General features: G+C 43.2%; 17 protein-coding genes. 11 read left to right on the top strand and 6 right to left on the bottom strand.

The window, feature by feature from the left end:
- Positions 1-24: 24 nt before the first annotated feature.
- Positions 25-900 (top strand): mechanosensitive ion channel family protein, encoded by an 876-nt coding sequence (locus JMY09_RS08755; RefSeq protein ID WP_201623208.1) that lies wholly within the window; start codon positions 25-27, stop codon positions 898-900.
- A gap of 130 nt (positions 901-1,030) precedes the next feature.
- On the opposite strand, the gene ybeY is transcribed toward JMY09_RS08755, so the two are convergent.
- Positions 1,031-1,672: an rRNA maturation RNase YbeY gene (gene ybeY, locus JMY09_RS08760; protein ID WP_201623209.1), complete on the bottom strand. Its 642-nt coding sequence runs from the start codon at positions 1,670-1,672 to the stop codon at positions 1,031-1,033.
- A 224-nt stretch (positions 1,673-1,896) separates the two neighbouring features.
- Entirely contained in the window at positions 1,897-2,985 is a 1,089-nt protein-coding gene (locus JMY09_RS08765; protein WP_201623250.1) for a PhoH family protein, read from the bottom strand.
- A gap of 575 nt (positions 2,986-3,560) precedes the next feature.
- On the opposite strand from JMY09_RS08765, the gene JMY09_RS08770 reads away from it, so the two are divergent.
- From JMY09_RS08770 to JMY09_RS08800, 7 genes are all read left to right on the top strand, one after another.
- Positions 3,561-4,901: a UbiH/UbiF/VisC/COQ6 family ubiquinone biosynthesis hydroxylase gene (locus JMY09_RS08770; protein WP_201623210.1), complete on the top strand. Its 1,341-nt coding sequence runs from the start codon at positions 3,561-3,563 to the stop codon at positions 4,899-4,901.
- A gap of 111 nt (positions 4,902-5,012) precedes the next feature.
- Positions 5,013-6,299 carry an FAD-dependent monooxygenase gene (locus JMY09_RS08775; RefSeq protein ID WP_201623211.1) on the top strand — a complete coding sequence of 429 codons (1,287 nt, stop codon included), beginning with the start codon at positions 5,013-5,015 and terminating at the stop codon, positions 6,297-6,299.
- Between the two features lie 26 nt (positions 6,300-6,325).
- A complete protein-coding gene (locus JMY09_RS08780) occupies positions 6,326-7,000 on the top strand; it encodes an OmpA family protein (protein ID WP_201623212.1) in 675 nt (224 codons plus the stop codon).
- A gap of 12 nt (positions 7,001-7,012) precedes the next feature.
- Complete coding sequence (locus JMY09_RS08785; RefSeq protein ID WP_201623213.1) at positions 7,013-7,672, top strand: OmpA family protein; 660 nt, start codon at positions 7,013-7,015, stop codon at positions 7,670-7,672.
- Positions 7,673-7,730: 58 nt separating this feature from the next.
- Positions 7,731-8,957, top strand: a complete 1,227-nt coding sequence (locus tag JMY09_RS08790) for a hypothetical protein (RefSeq protein WP_201623214.1) — start codon at positions 7,731-7,733, stop codon at positions 8,955-8,957.
- 68 nt (positions 8,958-9,025) lie between these two features.
- Positions 9,026-9,610 carry an OmpA family protein gene (locus JMY09_RS08795; protein ID WP_201623215.1) on the top strand — a complete coding sequence of 195 codons (585 nt, stop codon included), beginning with the start codon at positions 9,026-9,028 and terminating at the stop codon, positions 9,608-9,610.
- An 85-nt stretch (positions 9,611-9,695) separates the two neighbouring features.
- Complete coding sequence (locus JMY09_RS08800) at positions 9,696-10,412, top strand: OmpA family protein (RefSeq protein WP_201623216.1); 717 nt, start codon at positions 9,696-9,698, stop codon at positions 10,410-10,412.
- A gap of 26 nt (positions 10,413-10,438) precedes the next feature.
- On the opposite strand, the gene JMY09_RS08805 is transcribed toward JMY09_RS08800, so the two are convergent.
- Entirely contained in the window at positions 10,439-11,350 is a 912-nt protein-coding gene (locus tag JMY09_RS08805; protein ID WP_201623217.1) for a lysine exporter LysO family protein, read from the bottom strand.
- Between the two features lie 338 nt (positions 11,351-11,688).
- Here JMY09_RS08805 and JMY09_RS08810 point away from each other — a divergent pair, with 338 nt between their 5' ends.
- From JMY09_RS08810 to JMY09_RS08820, 3 genes are read left to right on the top strand one after another with little or no spacing between them, the layout of a single operon-like run.
- The gene (locus tag JMY09_RS08810) at positions 11,689-14,739 is read left to right on the top strand and encodes an alpha/beta fold hydrolase (RefSeq protein ID WP_201623218.1); all 3,051 of its coding nucleotides are present in this window, start codon (positions 11,689-11,691) and stop codon (positions 14,737-14,739) included.
- Positions 14,739-16,016 carry a patatin-like phospholipase family protein gene (locus JMY09_RS08815; protein ID WP_201623219.1) on the top strand — a complete coding sequence of 426 codons (1,278 nt, stop codon included), beginning with the start codon at positions 14,739-14,741 and terminating at the stop codon, positions 16,014-16,016. The genes JMY09_RS08810 and JMY09_RS08815 overlap by 1 nt, the downstream gene beginning before the upstream one ends.
- Positions 16,017-16,877 (top strand): SDR family NAD(P)-dependent oxidoreductase, encoded by an 861-nt coding sequence (locus tag JMY09_RS08820; RefSeq protein WP_201623220.1) that lies wholly within the window; start codon positions 16,017-16,019, stop codon positions 16,875-16,877. It begins immediately after the preceding gene.
- A 4-nt stretch (positions 16,878-16,881) separates the two neighbouring features.
- Here the strand turns inward: JMY09_RS08820 and JMY09_RS08825 are convergent, their stop codons facing one another.
- From JMY09_RS08825 to nadA, 3 genes are all read right to left on the bottom strand, one after another.
- Positions 16,882-17,847: a phosphatidate cytidylyltransferase gene (locus JMY09_RS08825; RefSeq protein WP_201623221.1), complete on the bottom strand. Its 966-nt coding sequence runs from the start codon at positions 17,845-17,847 to the stop codon at positions 16,882-16,884.
- A gap of 92 nt (positions 17,848-17,939) precedes the next feature.
- Positions 17,940-20,237: an L-aspartate oxidase gene (locus JMY09_RS08830; RefSeq protein ID WP_201623222.1), complete on the bottom strand. Its 2,298-nt coding sequence runs from the start codon at positions 20,235-20,237 to the stop codon at positions 17,940-17,942.
- Position 20,238: 1 nt separating this feature from the next.
- On the bottom strand, positions 20,239-21,387 hold the full coding sequence (gene nadA, locus JMY09_RS08835) for a quinolinate synthase NadA (protein ID WP_201623223.1): 1,149 nt from the start codon (positions 21,385-21,387) through the stop codon (positions 20,239-20,241).

The raw sequence follows: 21,387 nt of genomic DNA on the forward strand, positions 1-21,387 counted from the left end.
ATAAAGTTGAAATAAAGAATTGATATGGAATTTTTAGGATTTACCTTAGATGTAGCTACCTTGACAGATAGTATGTTGAGCTTATTGTTTAAAATTTTATTGGCCTTATTGATATTTACTGTAGGACGCTGGCTAGCTCAGAAAGCTACCAGAATTTTGCATGGTATTATGATTCGTAGCCGAGTAGATGTGACGGCTGCTAACTTTCTGAGTCGTATGCTCTATGGGGTGCTAATAGTCATCGTTGCTTTGGCGGCGCTAAATCAAGTGGGTGTCCATACTACTTCAGTAGTGGCTATTTTGGGTGGTGCAGCGGTCGCTATAGGACTGGCACTCAAAGATCAGCTGTCAAATTTTGCTGCTGGTATTATGATTGTGACTTTTCGCCCCTTCGTTAAAGGCGATTATGTACAAATTAGTAACTTCACTGGTACAGTAGGCGAGATTACTTTAGTTAATACTCATCTTACTACTATCAATAATCACGATATTATTATCCCAAATAGCAGTATCACCACTTCGGCAGTGACCAATTATACTTCGCTGCCCAACCGCCGTGTCGATATTACTATCCGTATTGGCTACGATGCCAATATAAAAGTCGTCAAAGACCTGATATTAAAGCTAGCCCATGATAATCCGGTAGCTTTCAATGATCCTGAACCTATCGTTCGCGTGACCAACTTAGGGGATAACTCTGTCGACTTGACTTTGAACGTTTGGACTACCAATGCCGACTGGTGGTCGATGCAGTGCGACTTGCTTGAGCAATTCAAAAACGTATTCGACGATGAAAATATAAACATTCCCTTCCCGCAGCGTAGCGTACATATCAAGGGATTAGATCAAATGATCAACAATATGGATCAGTCACAAAAGCTACCTATGACTAAAGACTAATGATGTTTGAAGCCCTGTTAAAATGAATGGTAGTTGCCGTTATCTATAGCCAGTCTCATTTTATAACCTGTACTGCAGGGCTTGTCATTTAACAAAGATTATAAGTAACGCTATAAGCAATGTGATAAAGCTATAAATAAGGATTAGCTAAGCCTAGTGCTTGTAAAATATCTATCTCAAAGCTCTCCATCTCGTCCTGCTCATCTTGACCTAGCTCATGATCGAAACCTAGCAAATGTAGGATGCCATGTATTAATAAATGGCTAATATGCTGGGCCACGCTTTTATTCTGCTCTTGCGCCTCGCGTACCATCACTTCATGACAGATAATCAACTCCCCTAATGGCAAAGTCGGCATCAGCTCAATAATGCTGGCAGGCATCTGGCTGGGATAAGATAAAATATTAGTCGGCTTATCTTTACCACGAGCCTCCATGTTGAGCTCACGTCCTTCGCTAGCGTCAGTTATATAGACTTCTAAAGCTTTAGGTTTTTGTTGCCATGTGGCGTTATCAATATCTGCAAAGTACGGCAGCTGTAGACCGTCCTGCATACGCTTATCAATATAAGCTAAGGTTGCGCTCAGTGCCGTTTGTAGGATCTCTTCAGTATAAAAACTATTGATGAGTTGCTCGTCAATAGTGTCGATAGCACTAATAGTTATCTCAGCTGCTTGAAGACTAGTAGCTACCATAGGATCGTTATTAGTATGGTCAGTATTGGCATTGTCAGTATTGGCATTAGTAGTGCCATCATCATTAGCTTGTGTCATATCTGGCTCTTTTTATCAATTAATACAGCTTATATGGTAGTATCTAAGCTATGCTCAAGCATATCAGCTGTCGATGTCAGGTTAATCATAATAACACGCCCTAATCTAAAGCATAAAAAACCAGACTATTATTAGTCTGGTTTTTCGTTTTTTAACAGTAGCGTGCAAAAAGCTAAGCGTTTAACTATTTGCTTATTCAAAAGTTTAAAAGTTAAAGCTGCTAATTATAGCTTAGCAGCAGCGTTAGCAATGGCTGCTCTACGATCTTGCTCAGCTAAACGCTCTTGCTTGCGCTTTTCTTCAAGTATCAATTGCTCATCATCGAACACATCATAAGCTTCAACGATTTTTTGTACCAACTGATGGCGTACCACGTCTTTTGAGTCAAACTTAGTAATATGAATCTCTTCAATACCACTTAAGATTTCCAAAGCTTGGGTAAGGCCTGATTTGCTACCTCGTGGTAAGTCGACTTGAGTAATATCACCCGTAATCACTGCTCGTGAGCCGAAGCCTAAGCGAGTCAAAAACATCTTCATCTGCTCAGGAGTAGTGTTTTGTGCCTCATCTAAAATGACAAAAGAGTTATTCAAAGTACGACCACGCATATAAGCCAAAGGCGCTACTTCAATCTCTTGGCGTTCCAGCATTTTACCTACTTTTTCAAAACCTAACATCTCATACAGAGCGTCATATAAGGGGCGTAAATAAGGGTCGATTTTTTGTGATAAGTCGCCTGGTAAGAATCCTAGCTTTTCACCCGCTTCTACCGCTGGACGCACTAATAAAATACGTTCAATCTCGTTACGCTCAATCATATCTACCGCACAAGCGACGGCCAAATAAGTTTTACCAGTACCAGCAGGGCCAATACCAAAGGAGACATCAGAGGTTAAGACGTTTTTAACATAGCTTTGTTGGTTACCGCCGCGTGGAATGATTCTACCTTTACGAGTCCGTAAACTAATAGGAGTGAATTCGCTGGCAGCATCGGGATGCTCATCATCACTGCTAGCGGCTTGTTTTTCGTCGTCTTCTATATCTTGATCGCGCGAAATGCTAGATTGGATAATAAGATGTAACTCTTCTGGAGTAATGTCTTTAGAGTTTTGCGCTTCGTCGGCTAATTTATACAAGATACGTTCACCACGCTCAATACCCGTTAGATCCCCAGTTAGGCAGAAGTCACCTTGGCGTTGGCTTATTTTAATATCGAGACGAGTTTGGATATATTTTAGGTGATGATTGTATTCGCCGAGCATGGTTTTTAGGTGGGCTTGGGTCAAATGTTCAAATATTACATGGCGGTTCATGGAGTCAGTCAAGCGAATATCCTTATGATGTTTGCCCATTATTGGCTAAGGGCTAAATAGATAAAGTAGTGAGTGAATCTGGCTTATGGTTAACGGCTTTGCTATTGGTTTATTATGCTAAAAATGACAGTCGGATTTATTGGTTATTAGTAAGGATAAAGTTAGGGTTAGTAAATAAATAGCCTACATTCATTATGGTTGATAATATTTAAATTTCAAGGTATTAGCGGTTTACAGTTGGGCTGTTTTGTATATAGAGTGCAACCACTTAAGCTATTATTTACCGCTTACTAAGCTAGCCTGCACTCCAGTCTTCAACAAGGCTTAGCAGTAGCGTTAAGTTCACAGAAACTAAGATAATTTGTGGTAACCTAGCAGATAGTTTATAGCTGATTAACCGCTATCGTATAGCCAATCGATGGACGCATTCAAAATCGTAATATAACGATGAATGCATCAAACGGTGTGACAACTATCAAGCCGGTGATTACATTTTGACAAAATTTTAATCGGCCATTAACTGGCTGTGAAATACCTTTTAAATACTTCTTAAATAAAAGCGATTAGGAATAATAATGCAAAATTCTACTGTTAATAATGATCCTACCTATCCAGCCTCTCACCATAATAAAACTAAGCAAGTTGACCAGCAGACCCCTAAAGCAAAGCTTACTGAGCAGCAAGTACTGATCGTTGGCGGTGGTCACGTTGGCTTATCTTTTGCTTTGCTATTAGCGCATAAGGGTATCGCTAGTACTTTATTAGAAAAAAACCGCTATCCAGAGATTGGTCCTGAGAACGATCGCACGCGCAGCCATTATTTAGACAGTCGTAATACGGCATTATCACGGCGTACGATACAGATTTATCAAGAGATAGGTCTTTGGTCTGAGCTGCAAAGCCATGCTTGTCGTATCGATGCGGTACAAATTAGTGAGCAAGGCAGCTTTGGCAAGGCGCAATTAAACAAGGCCGAAGAGCAAGTTGAATCTTTTGGACAAGTAATGGAGAACGCTTGGCTAGGGCGTAAGCTGTTATTAGCAGTACAAAACCAGCCGTTGATTACTATCATAGACAATGCTGAGGTGATTACTATCGATCAGCAAACTGATGGGGTGACGGTTACTTTTAATTATTATGCTGGCGAAGAGGGTGAGCAGCAGTTACAAGGCAGCGTACTAGTCGCTTGTGATGGTCGTGATTCCAACGTGCGCCAGCTATTGAATATTGGCATTAGTACTTATGACTATCAGCAAACCGCTATCGTTGGGGTAGTAGAAACTGATCAGCCGCATAACCATGTCGCTATTGAGCGCTTCAGTCCTGCCGGACCACTAGCGGTATTACCGTTGACTGATCCTGAGAGTGATGGCAATGATGATTATCAGACCGGCTTTAGACGGTCAGTGGTTTGGGTCTGTCCGAACGGTGAAGAGCAGCAGTACTTAGAAGACGATGCGCACTTTTTAGCGACCCTGCAACAAGCCTTTGGTACTCGTGCTGGTACTTTTACCGCCGCAGGTCGCCGTGGTGCTTATCCATTGACTAGGGTACTAGCCAAATCACAAGTTGACGGTCGTTGTGTGATTATGGGCAATGCTGCGCATACTTTGCATCCAGTTGCCGGTCAAGGCTTTAACCTCTGTATGCGTGACGCCCATGTGCTGGCCCAGATGATGAGCGCGCAAGTGTTAAAGGGCGACGATCTTGGTGACAGCCAATTATTGAAACGTTATGAAAAAGCACGACAAACTGACCAAAAACGGGTGATTCGCTTCTGTGATGCGGTAGTCCATGGCTTTACTCATCCTAATCCAGTGATTAAGCTGGCCCGTAATGTGGCGCTAGTGGCTTTTGACAAATTACCTAATATCAAACCGTTAGTCGCTACTTATGCGATGGGGTTAAAGTCTTAATACTAATAACTAATTTTTATATTTATTGTCATCTCTCAACTTGGTATAGATTATTGTAGGCTAAGTGACCCATTCACCCTATAACCGTTGCTTTATATTTAGGAATATCTTATGAAAAATAACCATACGCTCATCATCGGTGGCGGTATCGTTGGGGCAACATTGGCGTTAAAATTAGCACAGGCTAAGCGTCCAGTGACTTTGGTAGATGCCACACCTGAACGCAGCGCTGAATCTTGGACAGAAAAGTTAAGCCAGCGTGATGCTCGGGTGTATGCCTTAAGTTTAGCCAGTATTAACTTGCTTAAAGAGATTGGTGTGTGGCAAAAAATAGCACAGTCACAACGCAAAGCGGATTACTCACAAATGCAAGTTTGGCAACTTAATGGGATCGGCGAGTTACTGTTTGGTGAGAGCAGTGATGCTGATGCTAATATTAATATTGATACTAATACTAGTCCTCCGACCATACTAGGCAGTATGGTTGAGCCAGCAGTGATTGAGCATGCATTATGGCAAGGTCTCCAGCAACACGACGTCAGTAACTATCTGACTGTGATCTCAGGACAGAAAGTAGTAGCGATGGACTGGCTAGGGGCGCAGCAAGGCTATAACGTGACTTTAGATGATGGTCGTGCTATCAAGGCAATGCTAGTAGTGGGCGCTGACGGTCGCGGCTCGTTCGTCCGTAAGCAGGCAGCAATCGAGCTTGATACTTTAGACTATAAGCAAACCGCTATTTGCTGTGCTATTCAGACCGATAAACCACATCAAGCTACTGCTCGTCAAGCGATGCTGCCTACAGGTACTTTGGCACTATTACCTTTGGCTGATATTACCGAAGAGGATAAAGCCAATCCGCAGCATTGGCAGTCAGTGGTTTGGACTTTACCACGCAATAAGGCTTTGGCGCTGATAGAAGAATCGCCACGTTTTATCGCTGATCAATTAGCTGCTGCTAGTACTTACGAGCTGGGTGCAATTAACAAAATTGAGTCTATCGCTAGCTTCCCATTAGCGGCGCAACAGGCGAAGTCTTATGTTGCTGATAATTTAGTGCTAATAGGGGATGCCGCTCACGGTGTACATCCGCTGGCAGGGCAAGGATTGAATCTAGGGATGTTAGACGTACGAGCGTTATGTGAGCAGCTAGAGCATGATTATGTCCGTAGTGGCAGTCGGCTATGGGGTAGCAATCAAACGCTTCGCACTTATGAGCGCCTGCGCCGTCCGCATAATAGTCTAATGATGCATAGCTTCTCGGCACTGAACTGGCTATTCGCTGGCGAGTTGGCGCAAACTCGTCCTATACAACAAATCCGTAATGAAGGCATGTCAGCGGTTAGCAAGATAAAACCATTAATGCGGCTGTTCGCCAGGCAGGCTAGTGGGGTTTAAGGGTTTGCTTATAAGGAGAATAAGCTATGAAAAATAGGTTATGGACAATGATGTTGGTTTTTTCTAGCTTTTTGATGTTAACAGCTTGCCAAAATTCAATGCAAAACCCTACATCAACCAATCAAACAGGGCAGCTTGTCGATATACCTGTAGCTACAGTCAGTGTTGATAGCGATGGTGATGGCGTTATCGATGAGATAGACCAGTGTGCAAATACTACCGAGAACGTGATAGTGGACAAAAGAGGATGTGCTGAAATTGTCAGTCTTGCTGGCATGCCACCAATGATGGAGTATCGTGCTTTTTTCATTAAAGGCAGTAGTGAGCTATTGCCACAATATCATGATGAGCTTGATAAAGTAGCAGACCAAATGAATAAATATGATAAGGCTACTATAAAAATTGAAGCTCATGTCTCGGAGGATGAGGTCAGTGAAGCTTCTACCTCAAATTTGCAATCGAACTCGCTGGCTAAGAGTAGAGCAGTTATTATCAAAAATTACTTAATTTTAAATCACAAAATTGAGCCTAGTCGTATGACTACTCTCGATTGCGGTGTTAGAGGGTCTATTGCGCCCTCTGATACTGAAGAGGGTAGAGCTATGAATCGTCGAGTTTATGGCTTAGTTACTCAGTCTGATAAAAAGATTTATAAGAGCTATAAAGTATTTTCGAATTCAGATCAATGCGTCGAATTTTAAGGGCAAGATACTATGAAAATTAAATCAAGAAATACACTTCTAACTTTAGTAAGCGCCTTAATATTAACCGCGTGTCAAACGCCTATTTCGCATAATCAAACCACTGAAATTATTGGTATGCCTGTTGTTGAAGCTATTTTAGATAGCGATGGCGATGGCTATTCTGATAAGTTAGATGAATGCCCAGGCACGCCAATGAACATAGTAACAGATGAAGAAGGTTGTCCTTACTCTGGTGTTGGGATAGGACTAAAGATGGAGTATCGTGGTTTTTTTGCTAAGGGCAGCAGTGAGCTATCAAAAGAGTATCAGCTTGAGCTTGATAAAGTGGCCCAAAAGCTGCAAGAGTACTATACCGCTACTATGAGTATTGAGGGGCATGCTTCAACCGATGAAGTATCAGCTACTGATGCAGTCTTGCAAACAAATGCTCTAGCAAGAAATAGAGCACTTATCGTCAAAAATTATCTTGTACTAAAGCATCAAATTAATCCTGAGCGTTTAAGTACTACCAGTTATGGTGCCAAGCATCCTATTGCCTCTTCTGACACTGAGGAAGGTAAGTCTATGAACCGCCGAGTTTACGGGATAGCTACTGCAGATTTTGATACTGAAGAGGAGATGTCCATGAACCGTCGTGTTTACGAGGTAGCTACGGAGCCTAAAGATTAGTTATTTAATATTCAATCAGCAGATTTCGATGTAAAACAACTATCCAAAGGCAAACCACATGCTCATTCCAAAATACTGGGCGCACTATAAGCAGCGCTTTGACGCAAAAACTGAGTTTGATAATACCAAAAAGCAAGCCACTATCAAGCGTTATGGTTGGTCAGAGGTTAGCCAAGCGGAAGCATTAATTCATGCCAAAGCGCGGGTTATAGAGGCGCATAAGCAATGGCTGGCAGGTGAGGACATCCTCCGTCGTGAGCGTGCGGAGCAATATAACCAAGGCAATGGCATTCCTATTCGTGAGCAAATTATCTCTGAGCAGTCTTTATCATCGTCCGTACGATCAAAAGCCACTACTCATCTGATAGTTACGCGCAACAGCTATGGCGCACAAGTAGCGAACGTCGATAACATTGCCATTGTCGATGTTGATAATGATGACTTACTACAGCAAATATATCCCAATGATTACCATAAACAAGGTCTTATAGGCACATTAATAACCGATAAAAACAAACCGTCATCGATGAAACTTCAAGTTTGGGGCTTTGTTATTCTATTTATTATTATGGCTAGTATCATTGCATGGCAGTCGTTATCTTGGCTTTGGCTCATTGGCGTGATGTTATTAGGTACGGCTTTTTTATGGTGGCAAGCGGACAAAAACGAGCAATCCCAACTGCAAATAAATAAGCAGAAGTATGAGGCGCATTTGGCCGAGTTAAAGCCATTTATGACTGCGCTGCTTCAAAAACGTGTTGCTAGTCACCCCAATGAGCAGTTTCGACTGTATGAAACGCCAGCAGGATTTCGATTAATTGCGGTCCATGATTTAGTTTTGCCCAGCGATGACGTCGTTGCAGAATGGTTTACCTACTTCCACGCCGATGATAATTATGTACGTCTATGCCAAGTGCAGCAGTGCTTTCGTGCGCGTTTAACTGCCAAGCCGTGGCGGATGACTGAGGTCAATGATAATAAATTAGCCAAGCAAATCCCTGCTAATGATTTCTGGTTTATAGATATTAGCCTTGATGATGCCAGCTTGGACGCGATGGATGAAGAGCAATATGAGAATTTTGAACAGCAGAAAAATGAGATAAAAATGCGTCATCAGTGGATTAGCGATTATGATAAATTTGCTAAAAATTATAAGTCTTGTCGTTATGTTAAGAGCTTTGGCAATCCACAAATGAGTAATAGCTTAGCGCCAAAAGCTATTGATGAATTTATCCAATGGCATGATAAGGCTTGTCAGGTTGCTAAAGACTTGATAATGGCTTAGCTCAAATTTCTCTTTATTAACTTTATATAAATAAAAGCTAGCGTTTGACTATATCAAGGAAGATAACAATGAAACTTTACAGCGCTTTACTATTAACGGCATCGATAAGCTTAATCGGCTGTCAAACTACTGAAATTGTAGCGCCTAAAACCACGCCTATTTATGAAAATACTGCCGCACTCACGTCAAATATTCTAGATTCAGATGGCGATGGCGTGCTTGATGAGTTAGACGAGTGTCCAGGCACCTCCCATAACATAGTGATAGATAAAAGAGGCTGTCCGCATTCTCTACTTTTTGGTGAAAATGAATTCAGAATGGAAGCTAGAGCATACTATGCTGAAAATAGCAGTGAGATAAAAAGTGAATATTATGAGCAGTTAGATAAAGCTGGCAAAAAGATGCAAGAGCATTCTGATGCTGTCATGCGTATTGAAGGGCATATATCAAAACATGAAGACAATAGTACCAACCAGACATTATCAAGGTATCGCGCGGAAGTAGTCAAAAATTATATGATTATGAAGTATGACATTGATCCTAACCGTATCAAAACTTCTTATTATGGTTCAGATCGCCCAATTGCGTCGAATGATGCCGAAAACAGTTGGTTAAATCAGCGTATTTATGCACTCATTAGCAATGTTGAGTAGAATAACGAACGCTTTAATAATAGTAATGGCCGTCAGTTGTTTTGAACGTAGCTGTTTTAAAGGAACTTGAAGGATATTAGCGTTGATGATTAAACTAAAATGTTATAGCGCTTTATTATTAACGGTATCTATAAACTTAATAGGTTGTCAAACTACCGAAATTGAAGCCCCCAAAACTACGCCTATTTATGAAAATACTGCCGCATTCACGCCAGATATTCTAGATGGCGATGGCGATGGCGTGCTTGATGGGATAGACGAGTGTCCAGGCACGCCACCTCATAGGGTGGTGGATGCTAAAGGGTGTTTAGTAGAGCTTGACGTGGGCGGGCTTGAAATAGAGTTTGTTGGATTTTTCCCATCAATGAGCAGTCATTTACCTGCTATTTACGATACAGAATTTGCGAAAGTGGCAGAAAAGCTTAATGAGTATCCAAAAGCTAGTGCTTTTATTTTTGGTCATGTAGCTACAAATGAAATTAGTGAAGGGCCTTTAGAGACTTTAGATTTTGATTCTTTATCACGCAATCGAGCACTTATCATTAAAAATACTTTAGTCTTGCAACATAATATTGATGCTAAGCGTATCCGTACTTATAATTGCTCCAATAAATTATTATTTAAAGACACAGATTATATAAATCCTAGTTTTAAAGCGCTTGAACTAGAAGGTTTTGAATCAAAACAGCGCCGCGCAACTCTGATGGCAAGCAGTAGCGTGAGTAACTTAACGAATCTTAAGTATGAGTATTACATAAAAAGATATGGTGAATACGCCAAGCATTGTGTCAAGTTTGAATAGTGATAATTAACTATTATTATTTATTTCTACCCCAAAGCTGAAAAAACCACCATCAATACTGGCGCTACTATATTAATAATAAAGCCAAAGCTAATGGCTAGTGGGATAACTTTTAGACCGCCGGATTGTTGAATAATCGGTAAAGTAAAATCTAAGCTAGTCGCCCCGCCCAGTCCCACTGCAGCTGACGGGTATTTACGCATAAATACTGGTATAAATATTAGCGCAAAGAACTCACGAATCAAGTCATTAAACAGCGCCACGCTGCCCCAAATTGCTCCATAAGCATCCGTCATCACGATAGCTGATAGCGAATACCAACCAAATCCTGATGCCAAGGCTAAGCCTTTAGTCCATGAGACATCAGTGAATATCAGCGCAAATAGCAGCCCACCACCTAATACCGCAAGCGTAAAGATAACACTCATCTGAACGCCACGCTTATTGAGTAGTACTTCTCTTAAAGTAATGCCAGAGCCTTTTAAGCCTATGCCGACCAGCAGAATCAATATCATCAGCAGCACCGTCATAGTGTTTTCAGGTGGCATATAACCTGCTGGCAGCAAATAACCAATGACCATGCCGACTACTACGCAAATGACTTGCACTAGACTGCCGCGAATACTGACTCGATGCTGTTTTGACTTGGCAGTAGACTGTTTGGTATCCCAAGGGTTCAAACGATCAAATAACATCAGTCCGAACAACCCAGCACCGATAGTCAATATCGATAATACCGTCACATACAGTGCAATCTCGCCCAACTGATTGCCCAACCCTTCAACTTGTGAGAGCTCGATACCGATCAGAGTCAAGATGATAAACACTAGATAAGTTAGACCTTTATCGGCAAAGGCAGTCAACTTGGGAATAGAGGGAATACCAAAACCAATAAACAGCGGCATCAGAACGAGAAATAGGGTAATTAGGCTTTGCATAGTGCAGGCTCTAGAGACTTTTATTAAGCTGGAGATTGTAACATATCGGCCTATCAATACCGATATCAGCGAATCAAATTAGCTGAGAGAAAAGTTGGTTTTAGCGCTGTAAAGTTATCGTTAATACAGTATTGCTGCTTACTAGTTCAGTGGCTAGGGGTTAGCACTGTTGTTAATACTGTATCGAGAACAGGGTTGGCAAGAGTATTCATAGTAAAGGTGAAAATGACCTTTCAAATACAGTTCTTTAGGCTTTAACAAAAGCTTTTATAAGTTTACCTTATAGTTTTTTGTTGCTACATTAAGGGATTAAAGCCTATAGGCGCTGGGGCAATTCTATGTCTCTATATCAGCTCAAAAGTCAATTTCAAGATCAACTGCGACCGCTAAGTGATACGCTGGTCGAGCATGAAGTTACTGCCAACCAAGTGACAGTGACTGCAGTACTATTGAGCGTGGGCACCGCTTATGTGATTGCCAAACCTGCGCAACAGAAGCCGATACTAGGGCTATTATTGCCGACCTCATTATTCATCCGCATGGCGCTCAATGCCATTGATGGTATGATGGCACGTGAGCATGGACAAGCTTCCAAGCTCGGTGCATGGCTTAACGAAGCGGGTGATATTATTGCTGATAGCGCCTTAATCGCCAGTTTGTCACCCCATATCAGCCCTATTGCTAATAGCAAAAGTGAATTTCAAATTAATTTGCAGCCTATTAGCCGTTTTATCACTTTGAGTGTCAGTACCGAATTACTGGCGATAATCAGTAGTCAGTATTTTAAGGTACGAGCCAACCAAGGACCGCTGGGCAAAAGTGATCGCGCCTTGTTACTCGGTATCATTGGTATAGTAATGGGCACAAAACCTTCGTTATTGACTGCTAATATAGCGCCCAAATCTTTGGGCTTATTAATACAAGCCTTATTGATCAAGACTTGCCTAAATCGTTTACGTTTTATGGCGGAGCTTTATTTATTGCGTCATCCACCAGTTGCTAGGCTCAAGTCTGCTACTGCATCCGTTATTAAGCCCAGTACTGTTGAAGCTAATAGTTTTCAAGCTAATATTGCGGTTAATATTCAGCCTAATATCACCTTTACGCCTAGTTTAACGGGCTCGCTGTTACTCGCTAATCCTCTCGCTAAATCTGCTTCTACATCTACTTTAAGTTTGTGCGCAGCTCGGGTGCTCTCGCCTAAGCTGGTCTCTATTGATACTGCTAGCTACCCTTCGGAGTATGACCTTATGCCAACCTCACTTTTAGCGGCTGAGCAAAAATCTGCCAGTGCTCTCGATACTGACATTGATACTGATACTGATATTGATATTGATATTGATATTGATACTAATACTAATACTAATACTATCGATACTAAAGCGCTCGATAACGGTCAAATGGTCAATGCTGCAAGCTTTGATCACTCAAACATTGATAAACAAAGCGCTGATAAGCCGACTGCTAGCCGCCAAACTGCCGTACCTGATCTGATCGCTGGCGAGAGCTGCTACAACGCTTATGATGGCACCGCTATTTATTATCGATACTGGCTGACTATGCCTTTAGACACCCTAAAAAACGCCACCTCAGCATTGCGACAAGTCATCTTATTGCATCGCGGCCATGAGCATTCAGGACGATTAGCAGAGCTTGGCGAGCAGTTCGCTAATGCTGGTTATCAAGTATTTGCTTGGGATGCGCGTGGTAATGGACGCTCAGGGGGTATCAAGGATCATGCCAAAAGTGTCACTGAGCTTGAGCGTGATTTGGATGATTTTGTGCAGTTGGTTATCGCTCAAACAACTATAGCTATCGAAGATACCTTAATAGTCGCTAGCAGTATTGGCGCAGTGCTAGCCGCGGCTTGGGTACATGACTATGCGCCTAATATTCGCGCTATGATCTTAGGCACGCCGGCGCTAAGTATTCGTTTATATATGCCGTTTGCTATTCCAACCCTAAAAGTCGCGCGTACCCTTGGGCTTATGGCTCGGGTCAGCAGCTACGTCAAGGCACAAGTTTTAACTCATGATAAACAGGCGCAGCAAGCCTATAATGCCGATCCCTTGATATCGAGTAGTATTTCAACCGATCTGTTAATCGACACTCATGCAACTGGGCAGCGTTTGCTAGATGACGCCGCAGCGATTACCGTGCCAACGTTTATTCTGTGTGCGGGCAAAGATTATGTCGTCGACAAGCAAGCCGAACGTAGCTTTTATGACGCTATTAATACTGCCACTAAGCGCTGGCAGTTATATCCGGATAGCTATCATGCTATCTTTCATGAGACTAATAAAGCTGAAGTATTTGCTGATTGTATTGAGTTCGCTGCGCAAGTCTTTAGTACTACTACTGCCACTACTGATCTACGTAGCGCCCATTTGAGTAGCGCTAGTAAAGATAAAGTTGATCGCTTAGCTATTAAGCCATTCAATGCCAACTTTGCCATCACGCGTTTTGCTATGCAAAAATTCGGTAAAGTCAGCTCCGCTATCGCCACAGGTCTAGAGCATGGTTTTGACTCAGGCAACTCACTGGATCATGTCTACTATAATCAGCCTAGTGGCAAAGGCGGCTTAGGTAAAGCTGTCGATAAGTTCTATCTTAATAATATTGGCTGGCAAGGTATTCGTATCCGCCGCGAGCATATATTAGAGCTAGGAGCGCACGCACTAGCAGAGATTGAATCAAAAAATAACTATAAAAATAAGCATGACGACACTCAGGGTAAGGGCGATTTACATCAGGGCTATCAATCAAAACCCTATCAATCAAAACCCTATGAAGCAAAGCTGTATCAACCAAAGCTGTTAGATATCGCTTGTGGTCATGGCTTTTATGCCTTTGATCTATTAACTAGCTTTGCTGAGCTACAAGCTGAACTACGTGATTATGATACTCATAATATTCAGGCGCTACAGGCCAAGGCACAGCGTCTAAATCTTGGCGATCGAGTGCTGGCTTGTCAAAGAGATGCCTTTGATCCGGCCAGTTATCAGCAAGATAACAATAGCGAAAAATTCGATATGGCCATCGCTTCTGGGGTATTTGAGTTGTTTTCGGACAATACGCTGCCAGCTACTGCCTTAACAGGAATATATGCTAGCTTAAAAGAGCAGGGTTATTTACTTTATACCAATCAGCCTTGGCACCCTGAGCAAGAGTTTATTAGTAAAACTTTGAATAATCATCGAGGTAGCAGTTGGGTAATGCGTTGCCGCTCGCAAGCTGAAATGGATCAGCTAGTTGATGACGCTGGCTTTGATAAAATCGCTATGCGCATTGATAAGTTTGGTATCTTTACGGTATCGCTAGCGATAAAGCGGCCAGTAATCAAGGATCAGTCTCTCACAGTAGGCAAGCAACAGCGGGCTGCCAGCTAATGATGGCTCAGAGCAATAAACTTTATGAGCGCTTACAGCTATTCTCAGGTGGCGGCTCACGCTTTGGCTACTATTTGGGTAGCTATGCGGCGCTAGTCGATAATGATCTGACCCCAGATATTATTATCGGTACTTGCGGCGGTAGCTTATCAGCGTTGCTGGTTCACCTTGCACCTGATCCTAAACAGTTGCAGCAATTGGCTTATAGTGCTGAGTTATACCGAGTAATCAAAGCTATCAGACACGTAGCAGCGCATGAAGCTAATATTGGTCTAAAGCTGCGTTATAGCACGCAGGCTATTAAGCGTTGGCGTTTGTCCCGTAATACCACCCAGCGCCACCTTCGACTGGCTGAGACTCATAAACAGTTGCTGGATGAACTACAGCAGTTAGCAATGTTTCGGGTTGATAATGAGGAGCAATGGCTCGATGAGCTATTGCAGTTTTTACCCAAAGACGTTTTATCTGATGCTAGGCAAGAGGGCAGTTTTAAGCATAGTGCACCAGACATAGCTATTATCGCCAGTCGTTTACAGCCAGCGGTTAATTCAGCTCATCACCATGATAGTAATGTTGCTGCATTGCAGGCTAAGACAGCTAAAGGTAGCGCTCAATTACAAGAGCTGTTATTTGCGCCAAAACGTTTATCACTAAACGCTAATGACAACGCAGAGCTAGCACTAAGTAACACCTTAGTAGCGCCTGCGCACTTTTTAGCCAATGGACGCATTCAACCAGCAGTTAAGACTGTGACTGAGTGGGATTTCGCTACCGCTGTGCGGGCTTCTATGGCTGATATGTATTATCTACCGCCAATAGAGGACCAGGATTTGGGCTGGTGCTTAGGCGGAGTGATTAACCTGACTCCTGTAGAGCTGGCTTGTCAGTTGGCAACTACAGTATTTGCTGAAAGCAAAGCTGGTTACGATCTTTGGCTTGCCGCGCCAGCGATTCAGCGGGTATTTGGTTTTGATCCCAATCAGCGTTTGGCACAAGTGCATAGTTTTTCACCAAGCTTTTCACCCAGTATTCACCCTCAGTTTTCTGCTAATCATTCTCCTAATGCTTCAGGGCAAGACAACAGTCCATTGCATTGGTTACCGTTTGCGGATAATGGTCAGCAGCTAAGCGGACAAGTACAAAAACGCTTTAGTCTCCAGCAGCTTACGGTTGAGCTTATACATAGTGACTACGATGGTTTTGTAGAGCAGATGCAGGCGCAATGGCAATATGGCTATCAGCGCACCGCAGATTATATCCAGCAGCAGGGGCTATAAATGCCTAATCTAGCAGTTATCAATATAGCAGGTACTGATCAGGTAGTTACTAATCAGGTAGTTATTAATCAGGCAGCCGCGCATATCATTATCATAGGAGGCACTAGCGGTCTTGGATTGGCGCTAGCAGTAAAGCATCAACAGCTGGGCTGGCAAGTAACTGTGGTTGGTCATAGCGCTACTAAGATTGCCAAGATTAACGCTGACTACCCGAATATCAGCACTTATCTCTGTGATTTAACGGACTGCACTCAGCGCCAAGACTTACTGGCTAAGTTAGCTAAGGTGAGGTTTGAGCGGCTTATTTATAGCGCCGGTAGCTATACTAACGAGCGTATTCATCATTTAAACCAAGCCGATAGTGAGCAGATGCTAGCGATTAATTTACAAGCCTTTGAGGCGATCTTTAGCTGGTCCAGTCAGCAGTTAAAAGCACAAAAGGAGGAGGAACGTGACTCGTCAGTTGCTTCAGTTAAACGCAGCCTAATTAGTATCGCTTCTATTGCTGGTACGGTGGATTATCCTTATGCCAGTCTCTATGCCAAAAGTAAGCGGGCCATGATCGCTACTACTAGTGCTTATCGCTGCGCCCTTGCGCCTTTTGCTATTCAAGTTAATTGCATAGCGCCCGGTTATATTGATACCCAAGCCTTACGAGATTTGAATAACGGCGATGCTAGTCATAAGCCGTTTATCATCAGTATCGATACTGCGGTAACTCATATTATGCAAGCTATCGATAATAATGTAGAGCTGGCAGTGTTTCCGTCCTCTATGCGTCATATAGTTCAGCTATTAAATCGGCTGCCTAAACCGCTATTAAATCGGCTATTACGCAGTAAGTTAGATAAAGAACCTTAACCAGCTAACCTATCAACAAATATAACAATGTGAATAAAGGCACACCTAATAGCAAGCTATCTATCCTATCGAGCACTCCACCATGACCAGCAAGTATAGTGCCAGTATCTTTGACCCCATGTTGACGTTTAAAGGCTGATTCTAATAAGTCGCCGGCGATACCTAACACTGCTAACATATAAGCCATTATTAAGCATAACCACCAACTAAACGGCGTTAGCCAAACACCTAACAGTGCTGCGAGTAGGGCGGCAAATAAACTACCAAAAACAGCCCCTTCGATACTTTTATTGGGGCTAATCCTAGGAGCAAGCCCACGTTTGAACCATCGGCCTTTAAACAGTTTACCGCATAGATACTGAGCAATATCATTAAACTGGCTGGCGAACAATACAAACAGCAGCACTCCGTATTCATGGCGCTGCCAAGTCAATATTTGCAAAAAAATAAGACTGATAATTAAGGTGATAAAAGCTAAGCTAAAGATGATATCTAAAGCATTTAGATAGGCATAAGCTTGGGCGTTATTAGGCGGCTGCTTTTGAGGGCTGTGCTGATAGTTGTGCTGAGAGCTGTTTTTATCATGATTTTGCAGACTGTTTGGATGGTCAATAGCAAATTTTTTAGGATAAGGGATGGCGACCGCGTTTGCTTGTAGGCCACGCGCTTGTAGTTTACGAATTAGCCTAGCTTTACTTTCTAAGCGCCACAAACGACTGATTTCATAGCTACCACGCAGACCAATCAACAAAAAAAGCCCAACGAGCAGCCATTGATAAGGGTAATGACTATTGATTTTTATTTTAGCAATTAAGTAGCAGACGCTAAGCACGGCTAGCATCCACAACCAAGAACGGGCTATTAGATAAACAGAGGGCAAACGCTGACGACAACGAGGTAAGGCAAGAATACCCCAAACCAAAGTGACGACAGTCATCAGTCCAATTATAAACACGCTATCAGTCATCATCATCGCAACCCTCTACTTAAAGGTATTGGCTTGACCCGCTTACCCAAGGGATTAAATCTGCTTCCATGCACATTTGGCTGACTACTATTTGACTAACCACTCTCTGCCATTGCATACGCTTGATAGCGCTGAGCATAGTTTATCTCAGTGGCCTCTGGCTCAATGACACTGACCGTGGCTTGGTTAGCTAAAGTAGGATAATCCAGTCGATAATGTCCACCACGACTTTCACAACGTTGATAAGCTGATTGTATAATCAAAGAAGCCAGTTGTAATTGACGTGCCAGCTGAAATTGGGTTAATTCATTGAGTGTAACAGAACTATTGCTAACCGTTAAGCACTCTATATCTAGCGACAGTGATTTTATACGTCTCATATCAGCAAGCTGTTGCTGCCAGTGGCTTATTTGTATTAACGCTTGCTGCAATGATTGAGCGTTACGAGTAATACCTAAGTGACTACTCATCAGCGCTTTTAGCTCTATGCTGATCTTGGCTAACTCAATTGACTGAGTACTATAGTTTTCAGTGCTTATTTTTTTAATAATTTGTTGTTCAGAGCTTTGTTTAGAGCTTTGCTGGTTCGTTGCGTGCTGCTGGATTTTGCCGTTTTTAGCGCTAAGGCTCTTGCTTTTACTTAATGACTGTTCATCTGAGAGCTTTTTGTTTGATGCCTGTTTATCTAATAGCTGGGTACTTGACGCCTGCTTATCTAATACAAGGCAGCTAGATAAGCTTATAAGTTTATCATTGTCTATTAGGGGCGCAGTCCATTGATGGGCGCTTAAATAGGTTGGCAGATGCGCAGCAATATTACGGCCAACGACCACACATTCTAATAAAGAATTACTGGCTAAGCGATTGGCACCATGTAGGCCAGTGTAAGCCACTTCGCCGGCAGCATATAACCCTATAACGTCAGTTAAACCGTCACTACAAGTCACTATACCGCCACAGCTATAATGAGCAGTCGGCGCAACCGGAATAGGGTCAGTAGTGAGGTCTATACCAAGCGCTAATAAGGTCTGATAAATCTGCGGAAAATGCTGAGTCAAAAACAATGCTGGCAAGTGACTGACATCCAGATGCACAAAGCCAAGGCCGTTAGTAGCAATTTGCGCTGCAATAGCACGAGCGACGATATCGCGTGGCGCTAGCTCAGCGCGTGGGTCAATAGCCACCATAAAGCGCTCAGCAGTCAATGGGCAATATAGATGTCCGCCTTCACCCCGCAAGGCTTCTGAGACCAAAAAGCTACTGTTTGCTAACGCCAAACCTGTCGGATGAAACTGGATAAACTCCAAGTTGGCTAAGCGGCAGCCAGCCTGCCAGGCCATCATTACTCCGTCGCCAACACAGACATTAGGCGCGCTGGCACGAGCAAACAGCTGACCTAAGCCACCACTGGCTATAACGACAGCGCGACTGGTTATAGTTAATTGCTGCTGCTTAGTGTGATCGAATACTAACGCCCCTTGGCACTGGCGTGGCAGCTGTCCTTGCGGTTGGATATGTATGGCGGTAATAGCATTGGGTGCATTGGGTGCATTGGGTGCATTGGGTACATTGGGTACATTGGGTGATTTGACTGCTGTAAATGGCACTACAGGCGTGGACGCTGAGCTAGTCAGTAACTGTAAAGCTTCGTGATAGGGCAGGATAGTAATATTAGTCGACAGCTGAGCCTTTGCTAGTAAGGCCTGCATAGTATGAAGGCCAGTAGCATCGTCAGCATGAGCCACCCGTCGACAGCCATGTCCGCCTTCTTTGGTTAAATGTAGATCAGCGGTGGTTAACTGAGTAGTGCCGTTTGACTGGTTGGAGCTATTATTAAGACTATAGGTAGCGCTATCGGCAGGGCTATCAGTAGGGCTATCAGCAAGACTATCAGTAGAACTATAGTTTTGCTTCTGCGCTGCCAGTGTAGTTTGGGTAAAAGGTACGCCTTGAGAGCATAGCCATTGTACCGCTTGCTGGCCTTTGGTTAGAATACGGCTAGTATTATCAGGCGCGCACAAGCCAGCACCAGCAATAAGCGTATCCGCAATATGATCATTAACGCTGTCGTCTTTATCTAAGCTGGCAGCGATACCACCTTGCGCATAATGACTGGAACATTCTTCTAGTCCGGCTTTACTCAAGACGGTTATATTAAGCGTATTAGGCAAGGCCAGTGCGGTAGTTATTCCCGCTAACCCTGCACCAATAATAAGCACGTCAGTAATGAGGTTAGTAGCAGTAGCATCAGTATTAACATTAACATTAACATCAACATCAATACTACTATCGCTACCGAGGTTGGCTGTAGCGTTAACCGCATTATTTGACTCATAGTCTGGCATTAGTAAACCCTCATCTATTGTCAGTACGGTTGCGGCTACTAAGCTCATATCAAGCTGCTCCAACATTAGCGAATAAAGCGCGGTCTTTGACGATATCACCACTTGCCGCCACTCGTTGCTGCTGTGACTGAGCAAAATCAAGCATCCGTTGTAAAGGCTTTTTGGCAGCAACGGCCATCTCTGCGCTCAAAGTTACTTCATATTTTGTGCTATTTGCCTCAGTCAAACACTTTTCAACTCCTTGTAGACCATTCATAGCCATCCAAGGACAGAAGGCACAGCTCTTACAGCTAGCACTCTCACCAGCAGTGGGCGCTGCCAAAAAGCGCTTGTTCGGCGAGCGTTTTTGCATCTCGTGCAAGATACCTAAGTCAGTAGCTACAATAAAAGTATCTACGTCCAGCTCATAGGTAGACTGTAATAGCTTGCTGGTCGATCCGACTACATCAGCGAGTGCCACTACACTATCAGGTGACTCAGGATGCACTAGAACTTTTGCTTGGGGATATTCAGCTTTGAGCTGTGCAAGCTCAGTGGCTTTGAATTCGTTATGCACTAGACAGGAGCCTTGCCATAACAGCATATCTGCTCCTGTCTGTTGAGCAATATAATTCCCCAAGTGTCGGTCAGGCCCCCAGATAATAGTTTCTCCTTGCTGATGCAAGTGGCGGATGATATCGATACCTACTGATGAGGTCACTACCCAGTCTGCCCGCGCTTTTACAGCGGCACTAGTATTAGCATAGACGACTACTGTACGCTCGGGATGTGCATCGCAAAACGCTGAAAACTCATCAGCTGGGCAGCCTAAATCCAGCGAGCACTCCGCCGCTAAATCTGGCATAAGAATAGTTTTCTCCATGCTCAATATCTTGGCAGACTCACCCATAAACCTCACCCCAGCTACTACTAAATTTTGGGCGCTATGTGCTTGTCCGAAACGGGCCATCTCTAATGAATCACCGACACAGCCGCCAGTCGCTAATGCTAAGTCTTGAATAAAGGGATCGACATAGTAATGGGCGACTAATACCGCATTGTGTTCGATCAATAGCTGTTTGATATTTTCTTCAACTTGCAAACGTTCGGAGCGTGGTAAGTCTACTGGTATTTTGGCTTTGGCATATTCGATATTGAGCTTGATGGCATTGCGCTTGTCAGCGCTTAATGTTGGCGCATCATAAGGATAACTAGTCAT

This window comes from Psychrobacter urativorans (genome assembly GCF_904846695.1).
Classification (GTDB): Bacteria; Pseudomonadota; Gammaproteobacteria; order Pseudomonadales; family Moraxellaceae; genus Psychrobacter; species Psychrobacter urativorans.